A 21,550-nucleotide genomic window follows, 5' to 3' on the forward strand; every position below is an offset into this window, starting at 1 on the left:
AAAGGCGGCATGAACGGTTTGGTACAGCGTAGGGACGAAAGGCTGGAATCGGGCAACGGCGGCAGACCTGTTGCTTTCATAACGGGGGCATCGAGCGGCTTCGGGCTGTTGATTGCATTGGAGCTGGCAAGGAAAGGGTATCGGGTCATTGCTGCTATGCGTGATATTTCCAACAGCGGATTGCTGACGCTGCGTGCCCGAGAAGGCGGGCTTGAGGGGCTTATTGAATGCCTGACTCTCGATGTAACGGACCGTCAGGCGATCCAGGATGCTGCGAACTACGTGATCGGTACCTATGAGAGGGTCGACGTTCTGGTCAACAATGCCGGCATGGCGATTGGCGGCTGCATCGAAGAGATCCCGATGGACGACTGGGAGAAGCAGATGGAGGTCAACTTCTTTGGTGTCGTTGCCATGACGAGAGCATTTCTGCCCCTTATGCGTGAGCAGCGCCACGGCAAAATTATTATGATCAGCAGCATCAGCGGGAGAATGGGCTTTCCGGGCTATGGCCCTTATGCCGCCTCGAAGTTCGCCGTCGAGGGCTTTAGCGAATCGCTGCGCCTCGAAATGCTGCCGTTCGGCGTCCATGTTGTTCTGGTTGAGCCCGGCGCTTACCGGACCGATATATGGTCCAAAGGGTTCCGGCATATGGATTCCCGGCAATCGGAGCGGTCGCCCTACAGCCGATTTTTGGCGGCGGTTCTCCGCTATTCACACCATACCGCTCAAAATGCCGACGACCCTCAAGATGTTGCCCGCGCCGTCGGGCGGATAGTACTATCCCAGTATCCACGGCTCAGGTATCCGTTAGGCAAAGGGGCGGCTCTTACCATTCTGGGCAAGACGATGCTGCCTTGGAAGTGGTTCGAGCGTATCTTGCTGCGGGAGCTGGAAAAGGAAGCGGGAAGAACTGAACCTTGACCGGTGGAATATCCGAAACCGCAATGGATGAAGGTCTTCTCGAAAGATTTGAATGGAGTAGAGCGTCTTTACGAGGAAGCTGAAGCATTCCATGAGCCCCGCTGCTTGGCAGCTGTAAGCCGGAAAAACAGTCTTACAGCTCACCAAAATGCGAAAACGTTAGCTGTAAGTCGGAAAAACCGTCTTACGAAGGGCTCAAAGCCCTGAATGCCTCACCTCTCTACAGCTGTAAGCCGGAAAAACCGTCTTACGAAGGGCTCAATGCCTTGAATGCCTCACCGCCCTACAGCTGTAAGATGGAAAAACCGTCTTACAGCCCACCAAAATGCGAAAACGTTAGCTGTAAGTCGGAAAAACCGTCTTACGAAAGGCTCAATGCCTTGAATGCCTCACCTCTCTACAGCTATAAGTCGCAAAAACCGTCTTACAGCCCACCAAAATGCGAAAACGTTAGCTGTAAGCCGGAAAAACCGTCTAACGAAGGGCTTAAAGCCCTGAATGCCTCCGCCCTACAGCTGTAAGATGGAAAAACCGTCTTACAGCCCACCAAAATGCGAAAACGTTAGCTGTAAGTCGGAAAAACCGTCTTACGAAGGGCTCAAAGCCCTGAATGCCTCACTTCTCTACAGCTTTAAGCCTGAAAAACCGTCTTACAGCCCACCAAAATGCGAAAACTTTGGCTTTAAGCCTGAAAAACCGTCTTACGAAGAGCTCAAAGCCCTGAATGGCTCACCTCTCTACAGCGATAAGCCTGAAAAACCGCCTTACAGCCCACCAAAATGCGAAAACGTTAGCTGTAAGTCGGAAAAACCATCATACGAAGGGCTCAAAGCCCTGAATGCCTTACCGCCCTACAGCTGTAAGCCGGAAAAACCGCCTTACAGCCCACCAAAATGCGAAAACGTTAGCTTAAGCCGGAAAAACCGTCTTACGAAGGGCTCAAAGCCCTGAATGCCTCACTTCTCTACAGCTGTAAGCCGGAAAAACCGCCTTACAACTCTCCCTTTTCGCCACATGTGCCTGTTACTGCCTAGCTGTTACGTCTCTCCTTTGATCCACACTCAGATCCACCCTCTGATCCCCATCTGCCGACAAAACCGCCCTACTCGCTGTTAATGAGGAGTAAGCCGGCTAATCCACCTACAAGGAAACCACCTCCCTCACCCCAGCCCAATACAGTAATCCACCCCAGCTCAACATGATCTGCACATCCTTTTTTCCCCTCAAAAGGACGCTCCCCTATGACTGGGAGCAGGCCCTTTTTTTCCGTCCCTATTTCCAGTCGTAATACTTTCACCATGTTCGCGAGCGCCGAAATAAGCGATCATAATAACAGGTTCATGCACGGAAGGCGAACCCGAGGCAGGGACTTCGTACCGTCCCGCAGTGCAGGCACAAACTATGTGCATGTATGCTGTTTGCCCGATCCGGCAAGGATCTTCCCATTGAAGGGGTTCGACTCCCCATCGTGAAGAACGATAGCTCAGGGTAGAGCACTCGACTTTTAATCGAGCGGATATTTCAACTCTAAGACCGGATCTGGAATCTTCAGCGGCTTTCTTATGCGCACTGCGGCAAGGCTATGCAATCCGTGGATACCGGCTTGGGCAAGTAAGGTCAACCGCTTGGAGGACCATGAATCGGGATATAGCGGCAAGCTGCGCATATTTCCCGGACATGTGATCACAGGCGGTACACCCAGCTTTTCTCCAGCCTAAAACGGGATTCCGCCACAACCGCAGGAAGGTTCCAACGACCCGGTTACCTACTTCCCCAACAATCGATCAATTTATCTATCACGTACAATCCAAAGCCTTCTTCAAAGGCACTTAAGAGGAGGATTTCCATATGCTTAAAACATTTCATATCCAAACCGGAGAGCGCGGTCTGCTGTTCAAGAAAGGCAGCTATTCGAAGCTTCTGCAGCCGGGTACTTACCGCTTTTCATCCTTTTCCGACATCTCGGTGACGGTTCTTCCTATAACGAAGCTTTTTACAGTTCCGGGCAAAGACCTACAGCTATTCCTGCACGATAGTGAGCTGCTGAAAGAGCTTGACGTCATACAGGTCCAAGATCACGAATACGTACTTCATTACCAGGACGGGAAGTTCACATCGCTGCTGACGGCAGGGACGTATGCGTTCTGGAATACCCTGAACAAGCATGCCTTCGTAAGGGCGGATATCCGGAATCCGGAGCTGCCTGCGGAAGTGGATACGGCTGTCCTGCCCAAGCTTACCGGCTATGTACAGTCCTTCGATGTAGCCAGCCATGAATCGGGCGTGTTGTTCTATAACCATATCATGCAAAAAGAGCTCAAGCCGGGCAAATATTTCTTCTGGAAAGGCCCTGTGGCCGTTGTAGTAAAAACGGTCGATCTGCGTCAGCAGCAGCTGGACATGATCGGACAAGAAATAATGACGGAGGATAAAGTAACGCTGAGGCTCAACTTTGTATGCCAGTACAAGACGACGCATCCGCTTCGCGTTTTGCAGATCAAATTGTTCGAGGAGCAGCTGTACATCCAATTGCAGCTCATTTTAAGGGAGTATGTCGGGACGTTGAAGCTGGACGATCTTCTGAAAATGAAGCAGGATATCGCAGCGTTCGTATTGTCGCGGCTCCAGGAGAAGAGCGAGGATTACGGGGTGCAATTTCTGTCCGCCGGCGTGAAGGACATTATTTTGCCTGGGGATATCAAAGACATCCTGAACACCGTCCTGCTCGCGGAGAAAAAGGCGCAGGCCAACCTCATCACGCGGCGGGAGGAAACGGCCTCGACCCGCAGCCTGCTAAATACGGCAAAGCTGATGGACGAGAACGTGACGCTGTACCGGTTGAAGGAGCTGGAGTTCCTGGAAAAAATATGTGAGAAAATCGGCACGGTTTCCCTAACGGGCGGAGGCAATCTGCTGGAGCAGCTGAACTCCCTGCTGGGGGATCGAAACGGGAAAAGGGCATGAGGCGATCATGCTCTTTTTGCTATTTTTGCGCCAAAACGTTGAACGATGAAAAGTGTGCGACAGCTGCCCGCTTTCCAGTGACGCCGGGTGAGCGGATCCAGCAACAAAATCGTTGATAATGATAATTGTTATCAAATATAATAGGTTTAATCGGGTAAGAAAAGCCAGCACGTGAAGAAGGAGAAGGGCAAATGTCTATTCAGGATCCGATGCTGTTGTGGAGCCATGCAGCGCTCAAGGTGCTGGACGTGCGGTATGCTGCCATGCAGCCGGGAGAGAGCCTGCGGTCTTACCAGCTCCCGGCTCATATGTTTTTGCTGTCGGTGCGCGGTAAAGCCCAGGTACAGCTGGATCAGGCGGAGTACACGGTCGACAAATGCTTTGTATGCCATGCCGGTAAAGGAACCTTTTTGGATATTGATCGGGTGACGGAGACGTTCGAGTACTACATGGTATTCTACAATGCAGTCATACCTCTGCCATGCCGCCAGGAGCTGCTGCGTCTGTACAAGGAGAATAACCCTTTTCAAGCGCAGTATGGCTTGATTCCTCTGCATCCGGTTCCCCTCTATTTGAAAATGGAGCAAATGCAGCAGCAATGGCGGCAGGCTACTCCGCTGCAGCGGTTCTATGTAAAAGGCTTGTTTACTCAATTCGTGTACGAATTGATGGAGCAGCTGCAGGAGCAAGGCGGGCAGACGGCGCAGCCGGATCTGGTCGCCCAGGTGACCCGTTATCTCGAGGAGCGTTATGCCGAGCCGGTTACGCTGAGCTCGTTGGCAGCGTTGTTTCAGTGCAATAGGCGCCAGCTGCAGCGGCTGTTCAAAGCCCGGCTCCAGCTCGGACCGATGGAGTACTTGATTCAGGTACGGATGGAGAAAGCCCAATCCATGCTGCGCCATACGGACGCTTCGTTACAGCATATTGCCGAGGCTGCCGGCTACACGGACAGCTACTATTTCAGCAGAATGTTCAAGAAATACGCCGGCGTATCGCCGCTTCTTTATAAAGAGCAGGCGCGGCAGCAGGACAAGCGTCGCCTAAATCCATCCCGTCTGTCGCAATCTCCCATTGGCGCAAGGAGGCTGCGAAGGTATAGTCTTGTTGATGATGAAAATCATTATCAATACAAAGACGGAGGAGTTACAGCGATGTACAAACAATTCATCACCATGCCGACGGTGGGGCTTATGCTTAGTCTGCTGCTGTTTTTGACCGCCTGCTCCGGTGCCGCAGGAGGCAGTGCAAGCTCGGAGAACGGAGCGGCTGGAGGGACGAGCCAAGCTGCCGTGCAGCCTGCGGCGGGAGCCGGTTCGAATAACGGAGCGAAGCTCATTGCGCCTGTGAAAATAAAACATATGAAAGGCGAAGTAACCTTGGAGCATAGGCCCGAGAAAATCGCCGTCCTCGATACCCAATTCGTGGATCAATTGCTGGCGCTGAACGAGCAGCCTGCGGGCAGTGTTATAACGACGGGAGACAAGACGCAGTTTCCGGCTTATTTGAACGATAAGCTTAAGGATATCAAAGTATTGGGGACAAAGGACGAGCCGAATTTGGAGGCCGTTATTGCAATGGATCCTGATTTTATCATTTGCACCGAGTTTCAGGAGAAAATCTACGACAGCTTGAACAAAATCGCCCCTACGATCATGCTGGACCGCAACGAAGATTGGCAAGATACGTTAGTCACGTTCGGGAAAATCACCGGCAAAGAGAAAGAAGCCGAAAAGGTACTGAATGATTACAAGCAAAAAATCAGCAAGCTGAAAGCCGAATTCGCAGCCAAGCTGAACGAGCAAAGCGTTGCCATGATCCGCCCTAGAGATAACAATATCCGGATTCATACGACGACGCATCGTACGGCGGCCATTTTGTATGACGATCTTGGACTTACCCCGCCGAAGCAGGTCGTTAATGACAAGGAAACGAGCACCATGATCTCGCTGGAGGCGATGTCGGAAATTAACGCCGATCATTATTTCTTGTTGACGGACGATACGTTCCAAAAACTGTCGGATCAGTTCCAAAGCACGCAGGTATGGAAAAACATGAAGGCGGTCAAGGAAAACCACATTTATCCCGTAAACACGACCTTATGGATAGCTTATTACGGGCCGATCGCCATGAATCTGGTTGTGGATCAAATAGCCGAAGCGCTGTTAGTCGGGAGATAAGCGAATGGAAGCATATGGATCATTTGGCCCGGAGCAATGGGCTTACTTATCGAAACAGTACGGAATATGCGAGACAAATGCGAATCGAACCGTTCCTGTAACCGATTTGCTGAACGAGGAGAAATGCGTGGCCTATTTGGACGAGATGTCAGAAGCTGTTTCATCCCCATCGCGGATGACGACCGCTTCGGCTTTTGCCAAAAGGTATGCTTTCTTAACCATTGCCCCGGCTTTATATGCAATGACCGTATTCAACAAAGGGGTGGATATGTCCGTTGAAAATTGCTTTCTCGGTACGCTTGCGGATCCAGGCGATGCATGGCTGCCCCATGTCAGCTTGTCTGGATTGCAGACGAGCGAGCCCTCACCGGGAAAACGTGACAAGTGGCGCGATGGCATCATTCGGTCGCTTTTTGCCGAAAATTTGGCCCCGGTCTTCCGTGTCATGTCCAAGGCAGCCGATGCGCCGAAGGCGATTTTATGGGAAAATGCGGCGGTTCGTCTCTATTCGCTGTATGAGAAGCGATTGGGACAAGGGGCGGACGAGCAGGTGAAATCCCGTATACAGGAAGATTTCGACTATATTATCCATGCGGCTCCAGGAAGCCTGTTCGGGGAAACGAGAAACCCGATGGCCCGATTTTACGGCGAGCCCGGCGGCGGGGCTGGTTCCGAACCGGCGGTTCGGGTTCGTAAAACGTGCTGCTTTTATTACGAAATAGAAGCGGATGGGGCTTATTGCTCGAATTGCCCGAAGCCGAAGAGCTCTTCCTGAGTGTACATTGGGACGTAAAGGTATGTTAGCGGAACCGGCGGGTGAGCGTGGCTTTTATATAGGGTAGCGCGTATGTACGATGCGTTGGGCGGAGTATGGCCACGGAGTGTGGCCAGGGAGGCGGCCTTAAAATGGCCTCAAAATGTTGCTTAGGAACGCCAACGCCGATAACGTCTGAAGGATGAAAGCAGCGGGTCGAAATTAGTAAAAATTGAATTAGCATAAATCGATATGCTACGCCTACTGGTATATAACAAACCGGTAGGCTTTTTTTCCAAGAAACGTCGACTGGAGCATCGGGGAGGGCAAAGCCTCTGGAAGGCCCGGCGATATTTGGTGGAGCCCGGTGGCCTCCGCTTGCTTCCCGATCCTGAACCGTCATGGTAATATAGAGGCAAACATTGACGGCAGGTGTATCCATGGATCAGATGAACCCGGTGAATCAGACCGAGAAACGGAACCCAAACAAACCTTCGGAAGCGAACGGCATTGCACCGGATGCGGCTGTTGCGCCATCTGCACTTATGGAGGATGGAGAGGAGAATGCGGCGGAATCTATGTTCCGGCAGCAGGACAGCCACCAAATCCGTATCGGAGTGATCGGACCGCAGGCAGTAACGGACAAAATGATGAAAATTATAGCATCGTTTCCTTCCTTTGCTCCGGTACCGTTAGTCTTCCTTGACGTGGATGAGGCTGCAGCGCTGGCGGAGCAAATTGCCGGTCAGGTTGAGGTTATGCTCCTATCCGATTCGCTTGCCCACTGGAAGGTAAAGGAGCATTTGGATAGAGCCATTCCAGTACATCATGTCCCGATTACCGATGCAGGGCTGTATAAAGCGCTGTTTGCCGCTCATTTGTCGGGGCATCTTACGCGCGGCATATCGGTCGACACGTTGACCGAAACGATGGTAACGCGTACGCTCAACGATCTGAAGCTCCCGCACCTGCAAGCGGTCGTTTACGATGGTCCTGCTTATGCTTCCCGAAGCAGGCTGGTGGAATTTCACCAGGCCCGTTACCGGAGCGGGGACTGCTCGATGGCCGTCACGGGAATCGAATCGGTGGCTAAGGAGCTGACCGCTCTCGGCATCCCGAACGAGTGGCTCGTCCCGTCGGATCAGGACATCGTCGTAGCGCTGGAACGGGCGCTGCTGTCCACCGGGACGCGGCGGAGCAAGGAGTCCCAGATCGTAGTCGGACTGATCAATATGGACGATTTCGGAAAGCTGGCGATTGAGCGCAACAATGAGCATGAAGTACAAAAGCTGAAGCTCGACATCCACCGGATGGTGCTCGATTATGTGGAGCTGCTGGACGGCTACTTGACCTACCTTGGCGGCGATGAGTATTTGTTCTTTACGACACGCGGCATTTTCGAGAGGGAGACTGGCGGCTACAAGACGATTCCCCTAGCCAAGGACGTCAAAACGACGCACGGTATTACGTTAAGCATCGGCATCGGCTTCGGGCGCTCTGCGAGCGTCGCGGGCACGAACTCGCGGGCGGCACTGCGCAAGGCCAAAGAAGCCGGAGGCAACGCCTGCTTCATCGTCCGGGAGGACGGGACCTTGATCGGTCCGTTGGAAATGGCCGAACCGGTGCAGAGCGTGCTCTCCTTCACAGATGCGGAGCTGATCCAGCGGGCCGAGAACGCGGGAATGACGAGCGCGTATTTGAGCAAGCTGCTCCATAACCGAGCGCGCCATGGCAAATACGAATACAAGGTGCATGAGCTCGCAGCGCTGCTAGATATTACGGTGAGAAGCGCGCACCGGCTGCTTCTTCTCTGGATCGACAACGGGCTGGTTGAAGTGGCCGGAATGGAGAAAGTACCGAGGGGGAGGCCGCGACAACGGTTCGCCTTTACGTTTTTTGATAAGAATCCGCAATGATCCGGAAGCGGGTTCTTTTTTTGTTTATTTAAAGACGATTAAAAGATTTGTCTTTATATCTCGTCTGTCGTTATCATAAAAGGTGTACAGGAAGAAAAAACCAAGCCTGAGAGGAGCTAATTAGGATGACGATGAAAACGGTGGAGCAATTGGAGGCCAAGCTGGCTGAGCCGACGGAGAGGCTGGTTAAGGATCTCGCCTCCGTAGACGGGGATATCGTAGTTCTCGGCGTCGGAGGGAAGATGGGGCCGAGCTTGGCGAGGCTCGCTATGAATGCGATCCGGGAAGGCGGCTTGAACAAGCGCGTGATCGGCGTATCGAGATTTTCCAATGCGGAAGCGCGGCAGGAGCTGGAGGAAGCGGGAGTGCAGACCGTCTCCTGCGATTTGCTGAACGACGAGGAGCTGCGCCGTCTGCCGCAAGCTGCGAATGTCATTTATATGGCCGGCAACAAGTTCGGGACGACCGGCAGAGAGCATTTCACGTGGGCGATGAACACTTATTTGCCCGGCAGAGTGGCCGAGACGTATAAGGACTCGCGCATCGTCGTATTCTCATCCGGCAACGTCTATCCTTTCTCGGCAGTCGGCAGCGGAGGCGTCAGCGAAGATACCGCGCCGGAGCCGTTGGGCGAGTACGCCCAATCGTGTCTTGGCCGCGAGCGCATCTTCGAGTATTTCTCCCATCAGCACGGGACTCCGATGGTGATGTACCGGTTGAACTACGCCATCGACATGCGCTATGGCGTATTGCTTGAATTAGCGCGTGCCGTTCAGGAGGGACGCGCCATTGACTTGACGATGGGCCATGCCAATGTCATCTGGCAGGGCGACGCCAACGAGATGGCGCTGCGCTGCTTGACCCGCTGCACTAATCCGCCTCAGATCGTCAATGTGACCGGCCCTGAGACGATGTCCATCCGTTGGGCTGCTGGCGAATTCGCCAAACGGCTCGGCAAGGAGGCCGCGTTCACAGGGACGGAGTCGCCGAATGCACTGTTGAGCAACGCTTCGAAAGCCCATCAATGGTTCGGCTATCCGCGAGTTTCATTGCTGCAAATGATCGATTGGGTAGCGGAATGGGTTCAAGCGGGGGGAACGACATGGAACAAGCCGACGCATTTCCAGGAACGAAAGGGGAAATTTTAAATGAGCACAGTCAACCCATCTCTATCTCCCGAATTGATTGCAGCGCTTCATGACGGACTGGTTATCCCTGCGCATCCACTCGCTTTGGATGAGCACCGCCAGCTGGACGAACGCAGCCAAAGAGCGTTAACCCGCTATTATATCGCCTCGGGAGCCGGCGGCATTGCGGTCGGCGTCCATTCCACGCAGTTCGAAATCCGTGATAAGGACATTCAACTGTACGAGCCCGTGCTGCGCCTGGCGGCGGAGGAGGTCGAGAGAGCGCGTCTCACGCGGCCTTTTATCAAGGTGGCGGGACTATGCGGGCCGACCGAGCAGGCGCTGGAGGAAGCGGGTATCGCGAGCGGCCTGGGGTACGACGCAGGCTTACTCAGCATGGGCGGGCTCACCGGCTGGAGCGAGGAGCAAATATTGGAACGGACCGAGGTGGTCGCTGAGCGCATTCCGGTCATCGGGTTTTATTTGCAGCCGTCGGTCGGCGGCCGGGTATTCAGCTACTCATTCTGGCGCCGGTTCGCCGACATTCCGAATGTGATCGCCATCAAGATCGCGCCGTTCAACCGGTACCAGACGATAGACGTGGTCCGTGCCGTATGCGAATCAAACCGACGCGATGATATCGCGCTGTATACCGGCAACGACGATAATATCGTGAACGATCTGCTGACGACGTACCGGTTCCAGGTAGACGGCGCTACAGTCGAGAAGCGCATCGTCGGCGGATTGCTCGGACATTGGGCTGTATGGACCCGCAAAGCGGTAGAGCTGCTGGAGGAAATCAAGCCTTACCGGGACGGACGTCCGATTCCGCAGGAAATGCTGACCCGCAACGTGGAAGTGACGGATACCAACGCCGCCTTCTTCGATGCAGCGAACCGGTTCGCCGGATGCATCCCGGGCATTCATGAGGTGCTCCGCAGACAGGGGCTTCTCAAAGGAACCTGGTGCTTGAATCCTGAGGAGGTGTTATCGCCGGGACAGGCGGAGGAAATCGATAGAATGTACCGGGATTACCCGCATTTGAATGACGACGATTTTGTCAAAACCCACCTTCAGGAATGGCTCGCCGAGTAGCCCGCTCATGCGGGCTTTTTTATTTATTTCTACCGCTTTACGATTTTCTACATGGTCCAAAGGCTTGATACGACAAGGTTTTTCGGCTGAAGACGGCGAAAGATGAGAAAAACGAAAGCTCATGGAAATCGTTTTATTTACGAATGATGAAAGCGTTTTTAATATTAAGTCATGCAGCTGAGAAACTTGACCGCGAAGAACCGGAAATCCATGAAGGAAATCAGAAAAGGGGAGGAATTGAAACATGTCCAAAAAGCTGATCAGCGGAGCCGTAGCGTTATCGATGTGCGTAACGCTCGCTGCATGTGGAGGAAGCGGGAGCGCACCCGCAGACAAGAAGGCGTCCGACACGTCAAGCAGCACGACTAAGGAAAGCACCCAGCAATATGGTGATACCGGAGGTCTGAAGCTGCCTTTGGTCGACAAGCCGGTTACGTTAACCTGGATGCTGCCGAGCAACTCGTCCAATATTAAGGACGACATTCTTATTGTCAAGGAACTGGAGAAACGAACGGGCATTAAAGTGCAGTTTCAGACGTATTCGCCTCAGACGTATCAGGACAAACTGAAGGTCGTCGTCGCCTCGGGCAAGCTTCCGGATATTTTCAGCGGCTTGAAGCCGGCGGAGTTGAAGAAGATCGGCAAGCAAAAAGGGGTTGTAGCGATCAATGACCACGCGGATATGCTGCCTAATTTCAAGAAGCTGTATTTGGAGCAAAACAACTGGGTGGTCAAATCGTACGGCGACGAGAACGGCAAGCTGTACACATGGCCGATTTACGACCTGAACCGGGACGTCAATCACGGGTTCATGTACCGGAAGGACGTATTCGACAAGCTCGGGATCAAGGAATGGACGAATACCGAGGAATTTTACCAGGCGCTCAAAAAGGTGAAGGAAGCGTACCCGAATACGTATCCGTACGCCTCCAAAGGGCTGGCCAACATTTTCAGAGACTGGTCCTACGGTTGGGGAATCGGCGGAGAGCAGTATCCCGCATATTACGACGAGAAGGATAAAACCTGGAAATACGCAAGCGTCCAGCCGGCGCATAAGGATATGCTCGATTTCATGAAGAAGCTGTACAACGAAGGCTTGATGGACCCCGAATTTTTGACCGATACGCAGGATTCGTGGACGACGAAGATGACGAGCGGCAAATCGTTCGTCACCTGGGATTGGATCGGCAGACTGGATTTGTTCTACAACCAGATCAAAGCGCAAAATCCCGAGTACAACATGCGGTACGCGAATCCGATCGGACCTACGGGCAATGTCCGTACGCTCCCCAAAGTTTCCGATTTTAGCATAGCCGTAGCAAACAATAAGAATAAAGACGCGGCGCTCAAGCTGCTCGATTACTTGACCAGCCCGTCCGGCGGAGAGCTGATGACGATCGGCGTGGAAGGGGTCAACTTCAAATGGGGTGACGACAAGCGTCCCGTTTATCCGCAATTGGCCGATCTGCCTCTGATCGATATCAGCGTGCTTGAGGACCGTTACGGTATGTGGCTGGAGGGCGCTTATTTGAGACCGGACCGTCGCAGCGTTTATTACAAGCTGTCGGAGAAGGAGCAGGAAGCGCAAGATAAAATAATGAAAACCAACAAGCGGGAGCCGATGGACCCTATTCTGAATTTTACGGATGAGGAAATTTCGGTGCTTGCGGAGCTGCAAACCTCGCTGCAGAAGTCGGCGGAGGAATTCAACGCGAAATACATTTTGGACAAAAAATACGGCGACCCGCAATGGGAGGAATGGAAAAAAACCACCGCCAAAAACGGACTCGACCGATACATCCAAATCTACAACGACGCCCAAAAGCGGTACGATAAGGCGAAGTAATGCGATGGGAGGAGTGAAACCGTGCAGCAACCGAGCGTAAAGGCAACCACCGCGCGTACCGACACAGGAGCCCCATCCCGATGGTCGGCCATAATCAAGCATATCAAGAGGGACCGGCAGCTTCTGCTGCTGTTCATCCCCTGCATCCTGTTCTATGTCCTGTTCCGTTACGGGCCGCTGTACGGTTTGGTCATTGCGTTCAAAGACTACAGCGTGTTTGCCGGCGTATGGGGCAGCGACTGGGTCGGGCTGAAGCATTTCGCCAAGTTTTTCAGCAACAGCGATTTCTGGATCCTGTTCCGCAACACGCTGTTGCTTGGCTTCTATACTTTGGTGTTCGGGTTTCCGTTCCCGATTTTGCTGGCCATATTGCTGAATGAAGTCAGGAAGCAGTGGTTCAAGAAGACGGTCCAGACGTTAAGCTATCTTCCGGCCTTCTTATCCGTCGTAATTATTTGCAGCATGATTATCGATTTTCTATCCCCGGTCAACGGATTGTTCAACCAGCTTCTATCGAGCATCGGCTTCGAGAAAACGTATTTTCTCATCGACCCCGGCTGGTTCCGTCCGATCTATGTCATTTCGGAAATTTGGGGCACGGTAGGCTATGAGGCCATCATTTATTTGGCGGCCATCGCGGGAATTAATCCGACGCTATATGAGGCGGCTCGAGTAGACGGTGCCAGGAGAATGCAGATGATCCGGCATATTACGATCCCCGGGCTGCTGCCTACCCTGCTTGTCATGTTTATTTTAAAGACGGGTTCGATGATCCGTATCGGCTATGAAAAGGTGCTGCTCCTGTACAACCCGATGACCTACGATGTGGCTGACGTCTTCTCCACGTACGTGTACCGCAAAGGCTTGATCGAATCGAACTACAGCTATGCGGCGGCCGTCGGGATGTTCGAGGCTCTGGTAGCGATGGTGATGCTGCTTGGAGCGAATGCTCTAGCCAAGAGGATTGGAGGGAACGGATTATGGTAGGAGAGCGCAGGATATCTCTGTTTGTCATACTCAATGCCATTGTGCTTACCTGTGTCGCCATAGCTACGCTCTATCCCGTGCTCTACATTACGGCGGTTTCCTTGAGCGATACGGCCTCCGTTATTCAGGGGAAGGTGTTCCTGTTTCCTAAAGGATGGAACCTGGACGCCTACAGGGAAGTGCTAAAGAACGATAAAATACCGCGGGCTTATTTGAACTCAATCTATTATACGGGTCTCGGCACCTTCATCAATTTGCTCTTTACCGCCGTTGCGGCATATCCGTTGTCTCAGCGGACGTTTTTCGGCCGAAAGTTTTTTATGCTCGCCATTGTGATGACGATGTTCTTCAATGCCGGAATTATCCCGACCTATATGGTCGTGCAGCAGCTGGGGCTCATCGATACGGTGTGGGCGCTCGTACTGCCGAATGCGATATGGACGATGGAATTGATTATTTTGAAAAGCTTTTACGAAAACATGTCGACCCAAATACGCGAGGCGGCGCTTATTGACGGCGCTTCGGACTACCGGATTTTGTTCAGCATCGTCATCCCGCTCTCCAAACCGGCGCTTGCTTCCATCGGCTTGTTCTACTTCATGGGGCACTGGAACAGCTTTTTTATTCCGATGATTTATTTGAATGACAAGGATATGTATCCGCTGCAGGTCGTGTTGAGGGATATGCTGCTGTTCAATGCCGAAAATGACGCAGGACTTGTGGACCGTGCCGCCTTGGCTCCGCAAGCGATGAAGAACGCCACGATCGTGCTGTCGATGATCCCCGTTATGCTTATTTATCCGTTTGCGCAAAAGTATTTTGCGAAAGGGGTGATGCTGGGCTCGGAAAAGGGTTGAGTGGATACATGTGGAATATATGTTGGATGACATCGTGTGAGGTGACGCAATGAACCGATTAATCGCCAACCGGGGGCTGCTGCAAATTTTTTTCGCTTTGCTGCTAGTCATCGCCATCATGTTAGCATCCAACTATGTCGTCTACAAAAACTCGATTTCCGGCATTTACGAAACCGTGGCGCAAAACAACAGGCTGGTCATCAAAAACATTATTCAATCGTTCGACAGCAGCTTCAAGACCGTGAACAATCTTGTGTTCGCGATTCATGGATTGCCTTACGACAGCTTGGCCTCGCAGGAAGACGGGCGTCTCGATATGGCCAAAGTGTATTCGATGCAGGATAACCTATCTACGCTAATCTCTTCGGTCGATTTTATTGAAAATGCGGTAGTCTTCTATAATAATGCCGATCTGGCGATTACCGCCAAAGGCACCAGCGATATGAAGCATCTGTTCAATACGAAATACAAGCACGACCGGTACAATGCCGAGTACTGGAGATCGTTCACCAAATCGAGTCATCCGTTCAAGCTGTTCCCGGCCGATGAGTTCACGGTGCTGAACGAGAATCTGAGCCAAGCATCGAGACGGTTGATGGTGGCTGTGGACGGCAATAAGGTGCGGCTGTCCGATAAAAATGTCATGTTGTTAATCGATGTGGACAGACTGCTGCAGCAGATTGACCTGACCACGATGATTCCAGGCGCTTCCTTGATCGTGCTCGATGCGGAGCGCAATGTGGTGCTGAGTACGGACACCAATTGGGATTTGGCCGAGGTGCTGGACGATATTTATATGAATCCATCGCGGGAAGCGTCGGTTACCCGTAAAAATTTCGAATACAACGTGTACAAATCCGACTATAACGACTTTATTTACATTAATAAGGTCCCTTACCAATTCCGCAATGTCGGCTGGGTAACGAATGCGAATCTTTGGATCATGATCAGCTCCATCGTCTGCGCCGTTCTGTTGTCCGCACTTCTTAGCACTTATTTGTACAGACCCGTTAAAGATATTTTGAAGCTGCTTGGAGGCGGGACCAGCAAGGGCAACGACTTTCGCAAAATTTACAGCGGTATCGTCAAAGTCCAGCAGGAAAACGAAGCGCTCCAAAAGCAAATTGAATTTGTGAAGGCGGAGATGCGCCGGGGCGTGTTCCTGCAAACGCTGGACGGGTATGCCCACACTCCGGAGTTCGAATATCAAATTCAGCAATATTACCCGTATTTTTTCCGGGAACGGTATTTCGTTATGGCTGCGGTACAGCTAAGACGTCTGGATGATAACGATTCAGCGGCCTTAAGCGTTGAGGACCTCGCTGAGTCGATCCGTAACGGGCTTCGGAAGACGGCCGACCATGTCGTCGTATTTCACACGGGCGGACTACAGTTTCTGGCACTTGTCGGAATCGATGAATCGTCGGACCGGAAGAAGGTGATGGACGGTCTGGAGGCATATTTGAAGCGCTCTGAGAAGGAGGAGCTGTACGGCTTCAAGCTGTGGGCGTGCGTCAGCAAGCGATATGAGTCCAAAATCATCCACTGCAGCGCAGCCTACCAAGATATCGTGGACGGGATCCGCTACCGTCAAGTTGGTATACCGCGTTTCGTTATCGATACGGAGTCCGTTCGTTACGCTTGGGATATTTATTTTCCGTTCGAGAAGATCGAGAAGCTGTCCAACAGTCTGGTTAGCGGAAAAACCGAGGACGGCCTCCGTCTCGTGGATGAAATCATGCAGGAAAATGCAGGCCGCCATATTCATCATCATCAATTGGGCCATATCGCCAAAAGCATCTTTTATCACTTGTTGAAGCAAGCGGACGGTTCCGCAGCGAACGGCAAGGAGCTGTACAGGCTGGAGACGGATTTCTGCCGTCAAGTCGATCACGCCGACGATTATAAAGACGTCCGGGACGCGCTTCAGGATGTGGTACGGTACATAGGCGGCAAGCGGGGACAAGACTCGAAGAGCAAGCTGAATGCCGCATTCATCTCCCAATATATCGAGCTGCATTATATGGAAAATTTGTATCTCGACCATATGGCCGAGGTGCTGGACACGAGCCCCAAATATTTCTCCAACTATTTCAAAAAAACGTTCGGTATCGGTTACGTCGAGTACCTTAACAAGGTCCGGCTGTCTCACGCCAAGGAATTTTTGAAGCAAACGGATCTGAGTGTGGCTGAAATCGGGGAAAAGACCGGTTATTTGAACGCATCTACTTTTACGACTACCTTCAAAAAATATGTCGGCATTTCTCCGACCGAGTACCGGAAGAAGCCGGTGGATTGAGCGGGCGATTATATCGCCGTGCCTGAAAAAGGAGGCAAGGAAATGAAGGCGGTTGCCGCTTGGAAAGGGAGCATCATCATTGCGGACGTGGAGCCCGGTAATCCGCAGGAGGGTCATGTCCTCGTACGCACCGAGTATTCCGCCATAAGTCCGGGAACGGAGATGTCTTTTCTCCGCAAAGCTTCGGACCAGCAAGTCCTGCTCGGGTACAGTGCGGTCGGCATCGTCGAGCAGGTCGGCGATAACGTGACCGGCCTGGAGCCTGGACAGAGGGTAGCCTGCTACGGGGCACCCTATGTGAAGCATGCGGAACGGTTTACGGTTCCGGCCAACTTAACTGCCGCCGTGCCGGAGCATGTCCGGCCGGAGGAGGCTGCCTTCGCCGGGCTGGGGGCGATAGCGATACATGCGCTGCGCACCGCCGATCTCCGGTTCGGCGAGTCCGCCGTTGTCGTAGGCCTGGGCATACTCGGGCAGCTTCTTGCCCAGATCGCTTCTGCAGCGGCATTTCGCGTTGCGGGGCTTGACTTGAACCCGCGTCGGGCGGAGCTGCTTCGCGGGCATGGAATCGGGCATTCGTTCGACAGCCCGGAGCGGCTGGAAGGTGAGCTCATAGGGTTCACCGGCGGCGTCCATGGCGCGGACAGCGTGCTGCTGTGTGCGAGCGGTCCCGGTGAGGAGCTCATCAACCGTTCGCTGCAGTGGATTCGGGATAAAGGAAAAATCGTCATCGTCGGTGACTTATCGATGGAGTTTTCGCGGGCGATGATGTTCGGCAAGGAAGCGCAGGTGCTTATCTCCCGCGCCGGCGGCCCCGGACGTTATGATGCGCAGTACGAGCTGGAAAACCGGGATTATCCGATCGGCTACGTGCGTTGGACGGAAGGGAGAAATATCGGCGAATACATTCGCCTGCTGTCGGAGAAGCGTATCTCCGTCCTGCCGCTAATCTCGGATCGAGTTCCGATGGAGCGTGCCGAGGAGGCATACGTCAAATATAAAAGCGATCCCTCATCCATTATGGGGACGCTGCTGACATACGGCAAGCAAGGCTAGCCGCAGAGACTTGCGCAGCCTTGCACTGCCTCGCCCGGCCGGGTCTGTTTTAGTTCCGGCTTGCTTTGGCGTACCCTCCGGCAGGCTCCGGAGTGCTGGTAACCTGTTCGTGCGGCGGCTGATGCTCCATTGAAATGGCCTCTCCGATGTTCAGTCGCGTGTCGCATATCGGCGTTTGGGGCGGTTCGTACACTCCTTTCGCTGAAATCCTATGGAGTTTTTATAACTGTAAGGGAAGTCAATCGAACGTTTCAGGACCAAAAAGGAGGCTGTGTAATGAAAAAGACTGTCTTCATGTTGTTATTGTGTCTAGCGATTATAATGGCGGGCTTCGGAGGGGGATCGGCTACGGCGGCCACAACGGCCGCTGCGGAAAGCCGGCTATCTCAGAAAACGTACGGGACACCGGAAGAGCTGCTCGTCCCCAACAATTATACCGTTGCTGTGTTTAACGGGACGACCGGCAAGGAAGAAGGGCGCAACGTGCTGTATGCGACAAGCAAGGGCAAGCCGGGGCAGCTCAACGTGATCGATCTGGATGATTACAAGCTGCTGCGCAGTATCCCTATCGGTCCATCGGAAAGCTCGTGGGCGCATACGGTCGCTTCCGACGGGACGCTGTACCTTGCGGCGGATGGCGGCGGCGCAAGACTGTGGAGCTATTCTCCCGTGACGCACACTCCCGTGCAGGTCGCCCAGTTCGACGGGCAATCGGTTCCGAACAGCATTACGACGGACGAACAAGGACGCGTCTATGTCGGTACGTATCCCGGAGGCAAAGTGTATCAATATGACCCTGCCACCAAGCAGGTCAAGGATTACGGGCGGGTCATCGGCGCGACCGATCAGGAATATGTCCGCTCCATCGCGTATCAAGGTGGTAATATTTACGCCGGAACTGCCCATCGGCAAATTGTCCGGGTAAATCTGGAAACAGGTGAAAAAACGAATATCGCGGCGTCTTTAACTGTAAAGAATGATACCGTCTATGATCTGGATACGATCGACGACCGATTTTTGTTCGCCCGCTATACGGACGGCAGCGGAGTTCCGGGAGAGGGGTACCTCTATGACACGCAAACCGGGTCTTGGCTGGACGTTGAGCTGGAGAACGTGACAGGGCTGCACGCTACCGATTCCCTTGACGGCAAGCTCTACTATATGTCGGATAAAATGCTGAAAACGTTCGATCTCGCGACCCATGCGGTGGAATCGACCGGAATGGCGTACGGCAGCGGCTTGCGCGGCGCGAACTGGGTGGAGTTCCCTAATCATCCTGAGCTGCCTGGCAAAACCTTGGTGACGGTCCGGTACGACGGCGGCGTCACGTTGATGAATATCGCGACGAAGCAAGTTATTTTGCAGCCGCCTGTCATTCCGGGACTGCCGGGCGTCGTCAACCGGCTGCAGAGCGTATCCCCGACGCAGCTGATTACGACGGGTTCGCAGGCCCGGTCTTCGCTTGTCGATCTGACGACCAACACTGCCAAGCCGTTCAGCATCAATCAGGCGGACAGTGTCTATCCGGTCGGCAGCAAGGTGTATATGGGCGTCTATCCGGAAGGCGGACTGTATGAGTACGATCTTACGGTTGAATCCGGTGCGACCAATCCGAAGCGTCTAGCCGTGCTCGGCAACGATCAGGAGAGGCTTGTGAACATCACGGGCGGTGCAGGGAAGATTTTCGTCTCGACGATATCCGGCTACGGAACACTTGGCGGCTCCTTGACCGTGTACGACCCGGCAACCGGGGAGACGAAGGTGCACCGCAATGTCGTTCAAAATCAGAGTGTGCTTAGCACGGCCTTCTATAACGGCAAGCTGTTCGGCTCTACAACGATTCGCGGCGGCCTTGGTTCCGAGCCGACGGAAGCGGAGGCAAAAATTTTCGTCTGGGACGTAGCGAGCGAGCAGAAGATCGCCGAATTCCCGCTCAGAGTTCCAGGGCTGGAGAAGCCAATCTTCATAGGCGATTTGTCCGCAGGACCGGACGGCTTGATCTGGGGCGCGTCTTACGAATATCTTTTCGCGATAGATCCGAATACGTATCAAATCGTCAAAAGCAAGAAAATTTATCCGCAGCTGAATTTCAGCCAATGGGCGCATCATCCGCTCCGCTGGTCGGCAGACGGTCTGCTGTACGTGCTGTTCAATAACAAATTGACGGTAATCGATCCCGACACATTGGAATTCCGCACGTTGGCGGATACGTCCCGCTTCGACTTGGGAATGGACGGACACTTGTACTTCACGGATCAGGCTACGAATACGATTTTGTATCGAATGAAGGTTGACGGCGAAGTGGTGGAGGAGCCGGCTGGTATCCCAGTTCCCGTGCGTAACGCCGGATTGGAGGAGCAGGTATCGGGCGGCGCCATTCCAGGCTGGAGCCCTCTGTTCGCCTCCGGAACCGACTATTATTACGAGCTTAGCAAAGAACGCAGTTTAACCGGCGCTGCAAGCTTGAAAATTACGGATAAACTGCGTACCGCATCCGTAGCTTTGCAAAGCGATAAAATTCCGGTTACCCCCGGAGAAGAATATAAGGCGAGCGTCAATATTTATATCGAATCTGGCCAACCGGGCTTCATGTTCCGCTTCTTCGATAAAAACAACGCGACGCTCTCGACGTTGGAGCAGCATTTGGATGAATCGAGGCTGGCGCAATGGCAGAAGGTGACGCTGAAAGGAAAAGCCCCCGACAATGCCGCTTATGCGAGGCTCATTGCGGTGACGAGCCGATATAACATAGCGACTGCATACTACGACGACTTCTCCGTCACTGTCAAGGATACAACGCCGCCGAGTTCCTTTGCCGCCGTAACTCCGGCACCTAACGAGAACGGATGGATCAATCGCAGCGTGGAAGTCTCTATTACAGCGGAGCATGCCGACGCTATAACGTATGCTGCAGAAGGGGCGCAGCCGATTCAACAGGTGAGGGTCAAAGGAAACGCGGTGCAGTTTCCTATAGCGGGCGAAGGAGTGACGAGCGTTACTTACTCGGCTTCTAATGGCAGTGTCCAGCAGCAGGAACCAGGTAAGCTGGAGATTCGGATCGATAAGACGGCTCCTGAAGTACGTTTCTCCGGTGAGCGAGCCTATACGGTACAGCAGGCCGTTTACATTGGTTGTACGGCAAGTGATGCACTGTCCGGCCTGGCAGGCGATCCGTGCTCGGGATTGCTGGTCAACCGCCCTGCGTATACGTTCGAGCCAGGAAGCCATCAGGTTGCCGTATCCGCCACGGATAAGGCTGGGAACACAAGCTCAGCCATGTTTACCTATGACGTCTCTGTTACTTACGAGGGAGTGAATGCCCTCATTCGCCAGTTCGTGACGGAACGGCCGGTAGCGGAAGCTCTTTGCAGAGAGCTGTCGCTGGCCCAGGAAGCAGAGGAGCGGGGGAAACCGCAAATCAAGCAAGCCATTCTCCTAGCATTCGGTCATCAGGTGGACGCCTTGAGCGGCAAAAAAATGACTGCCGAGCAAGCGGCGGTTTTGAAGAAGTTGGCGGGGTATTTATAGACCGAGGAAAGAGTAGCCCC

At 53.3% G+C, this 21,550-nt stretch carries 13 protein-coding genes; all 13 read left to right on the plus strand.

What is annotated here, in order from left to right; translation table 11 throughout:
• Window positions 1-18: 18 nt before the first annotated feature.
• The 13 genes from DVH26_RS05030 (at window position 19) to DVH26_RS05090 (ending at window position 21,530) form a co-directional block, all read left to right on the plus strand.
• Window positions 19-924, plus strand: coding sequence for an SDR family oxidoreductase (locus DVH26_RS05030; RefSeq protein WP_239631797.1), 906 nt, complete (start codon window positions 19-21; stop codon window positions 922-924).
• Between the two features lie 1,848 nt (window positions 925-2,772).
• Window positions 2,773-3,888, plus strand: coding sequence for a slipin family protein (locus DVH26_RS05035; RefSeq protein ID WP_239631799.1), 1,116 nt, complete (start codon window positions 2,773-2,775; stop codon window positions 3,886-3,888).
• A 191-nt stretch (window positions 3,889-4,079) separates the two neighbouring features.
• Complete coding sequence (locus tag DVH26_RS05040) at window positions 4,080-6,065, plus strand: AraC family transcriptional regulator (RefSeq protein ID WP_239631801.1); 1,986 nt, start codon at window positions 4,080-4,082, stop codon at window positions 6,063-6,065.
• Between the two features lie 4 nt (window positions 6,066-6,069).
• Complete coding sequence (locus tag DVH26_RS05045) at window positions 6,070-6,840, plus strand: IucA/IucC family C-terminal-domain containing protein (protein ID WP_239631803.1); 771 nt, start codon at window positions 6,070-6,072, stop codon at window positions 6,838-6,840.
• 557 nt (window positions 6,841-7,397) lie between these two features.
• On the plus strand, window positions 7,398-8,735 hold the full coding sequence (locus DVH26_RS05050) for a hypothetical protein (protein WP_239635281.1): 1,338 nt from the start codon (window positions 7,398-7,400) through the stop codon (window positions 8,733-8,735).
• 131 nt (window positions 8,736-8,866) lie between these two features.
• On the plus strand, window positions 8,867-9,883 hold the full coding sequence (locus DVH26_RS05055; protein ID WP_239635282.1) for an NAD-dependent epimerase/dehydratase family protein: 1,017 nt from the start codon (window positions 8,867-8,869) through the stop codon (window positions 9,881-9,883).
• Window positions 9,884-10,957: a dihydrodipicolinate synthase family protein gene (locus DVH26_RS05060; RefSeq protein WP_239631805.1), complete on the plus strand. Its 1,074-nt coding sequence runs from the start codon at window positions 9,884-9,886 to the stop codon at window positions 10,955-10,957.
• Between the two features lie 244 nt (window positions 10,958-11,201).
• Window positions 11,202-12,803, plus strand: coding sequence for an extracellular solute-binding protein (locus DVH26_RS05065; RefSeq protein WP_239631808.1), 1,602 nt, complete (start codon window positions 11,202-11,204; stop codon window positions 12,801-12,803).
• 90 nt (window positions 12,804-12,893) lie between these two features.
• Window positions 12,894-13,790: an ABC transporter permease gene (locus DVH26_RS05070; protein WP_239635283.1), complete on the plus strand. Its 897-nt coding sequence runs from the start codon at window positions 12,894-12,896 to the stop codon at window positions 13,788-13,790.
• Window positions 13,784-14,647, plus strand: a complete 864-nt coding sequence (locus tag DVH26_RS05075) for a carbohydrate ABC transporter permease (protein WP_239631811.1) — start codon at window positions 13,784-13,786, stop codon at window positions 14,645-14,647. The genes DVH26_RS05070 and DVH26_RS05075 overlap by 7 nt, the downstream gene beginning before the upstream one ends.
• Window positions 14,648-14,696: 49 nt before the next feature.
• Window positions 14,697-16,946, plus strand: coding sequence for a helix-turn-helix transcriptional regulator (locus DVH26_RS05080; RefSeq protein ID WP_239631813.1), 2,250 nt, complete (start codon window positions 14,697-14,699; stop codon window positions 16,944-16,946).
• A 42-nt stretch (window positions 16,947-16,988) separates the two neighbouring features.
• A complete protein-coding gene (locus tag DVH26_RS05085) occupies window positions 16,989-18,002 on the plus strand; it encodes a zinc-dependent alcohol dehydrogenase (RefSeq protein WP_239631815.1) in 1,014 nt (337 codons plus the stop codon).
• 276 nt (window positions 18,003-18,278) lie between these two features.
• Window positions 18,279-21,530, plus strand: coding sequence for an outer membrane protein assembly factor BamB family protein (locus tag DVH26_RS05090; RefSeq protein ID WP_239631817.1), 3,252 nt, complete (start codon window positions 18,279-18,281; stop codon window positions 21,528-21,530).
• Window positions 21,531-21,550 lie beyond the last annotated feature (20 nt).

The organism is Paenibacillus sp. H1-7, from assembly GCF_022354825.1.
Classification (GTDB): domain Bacteria; phylum Bacillota; class Bacilli; order Paenibacillales; family NBRC-103111; genus Paenibacillus_S.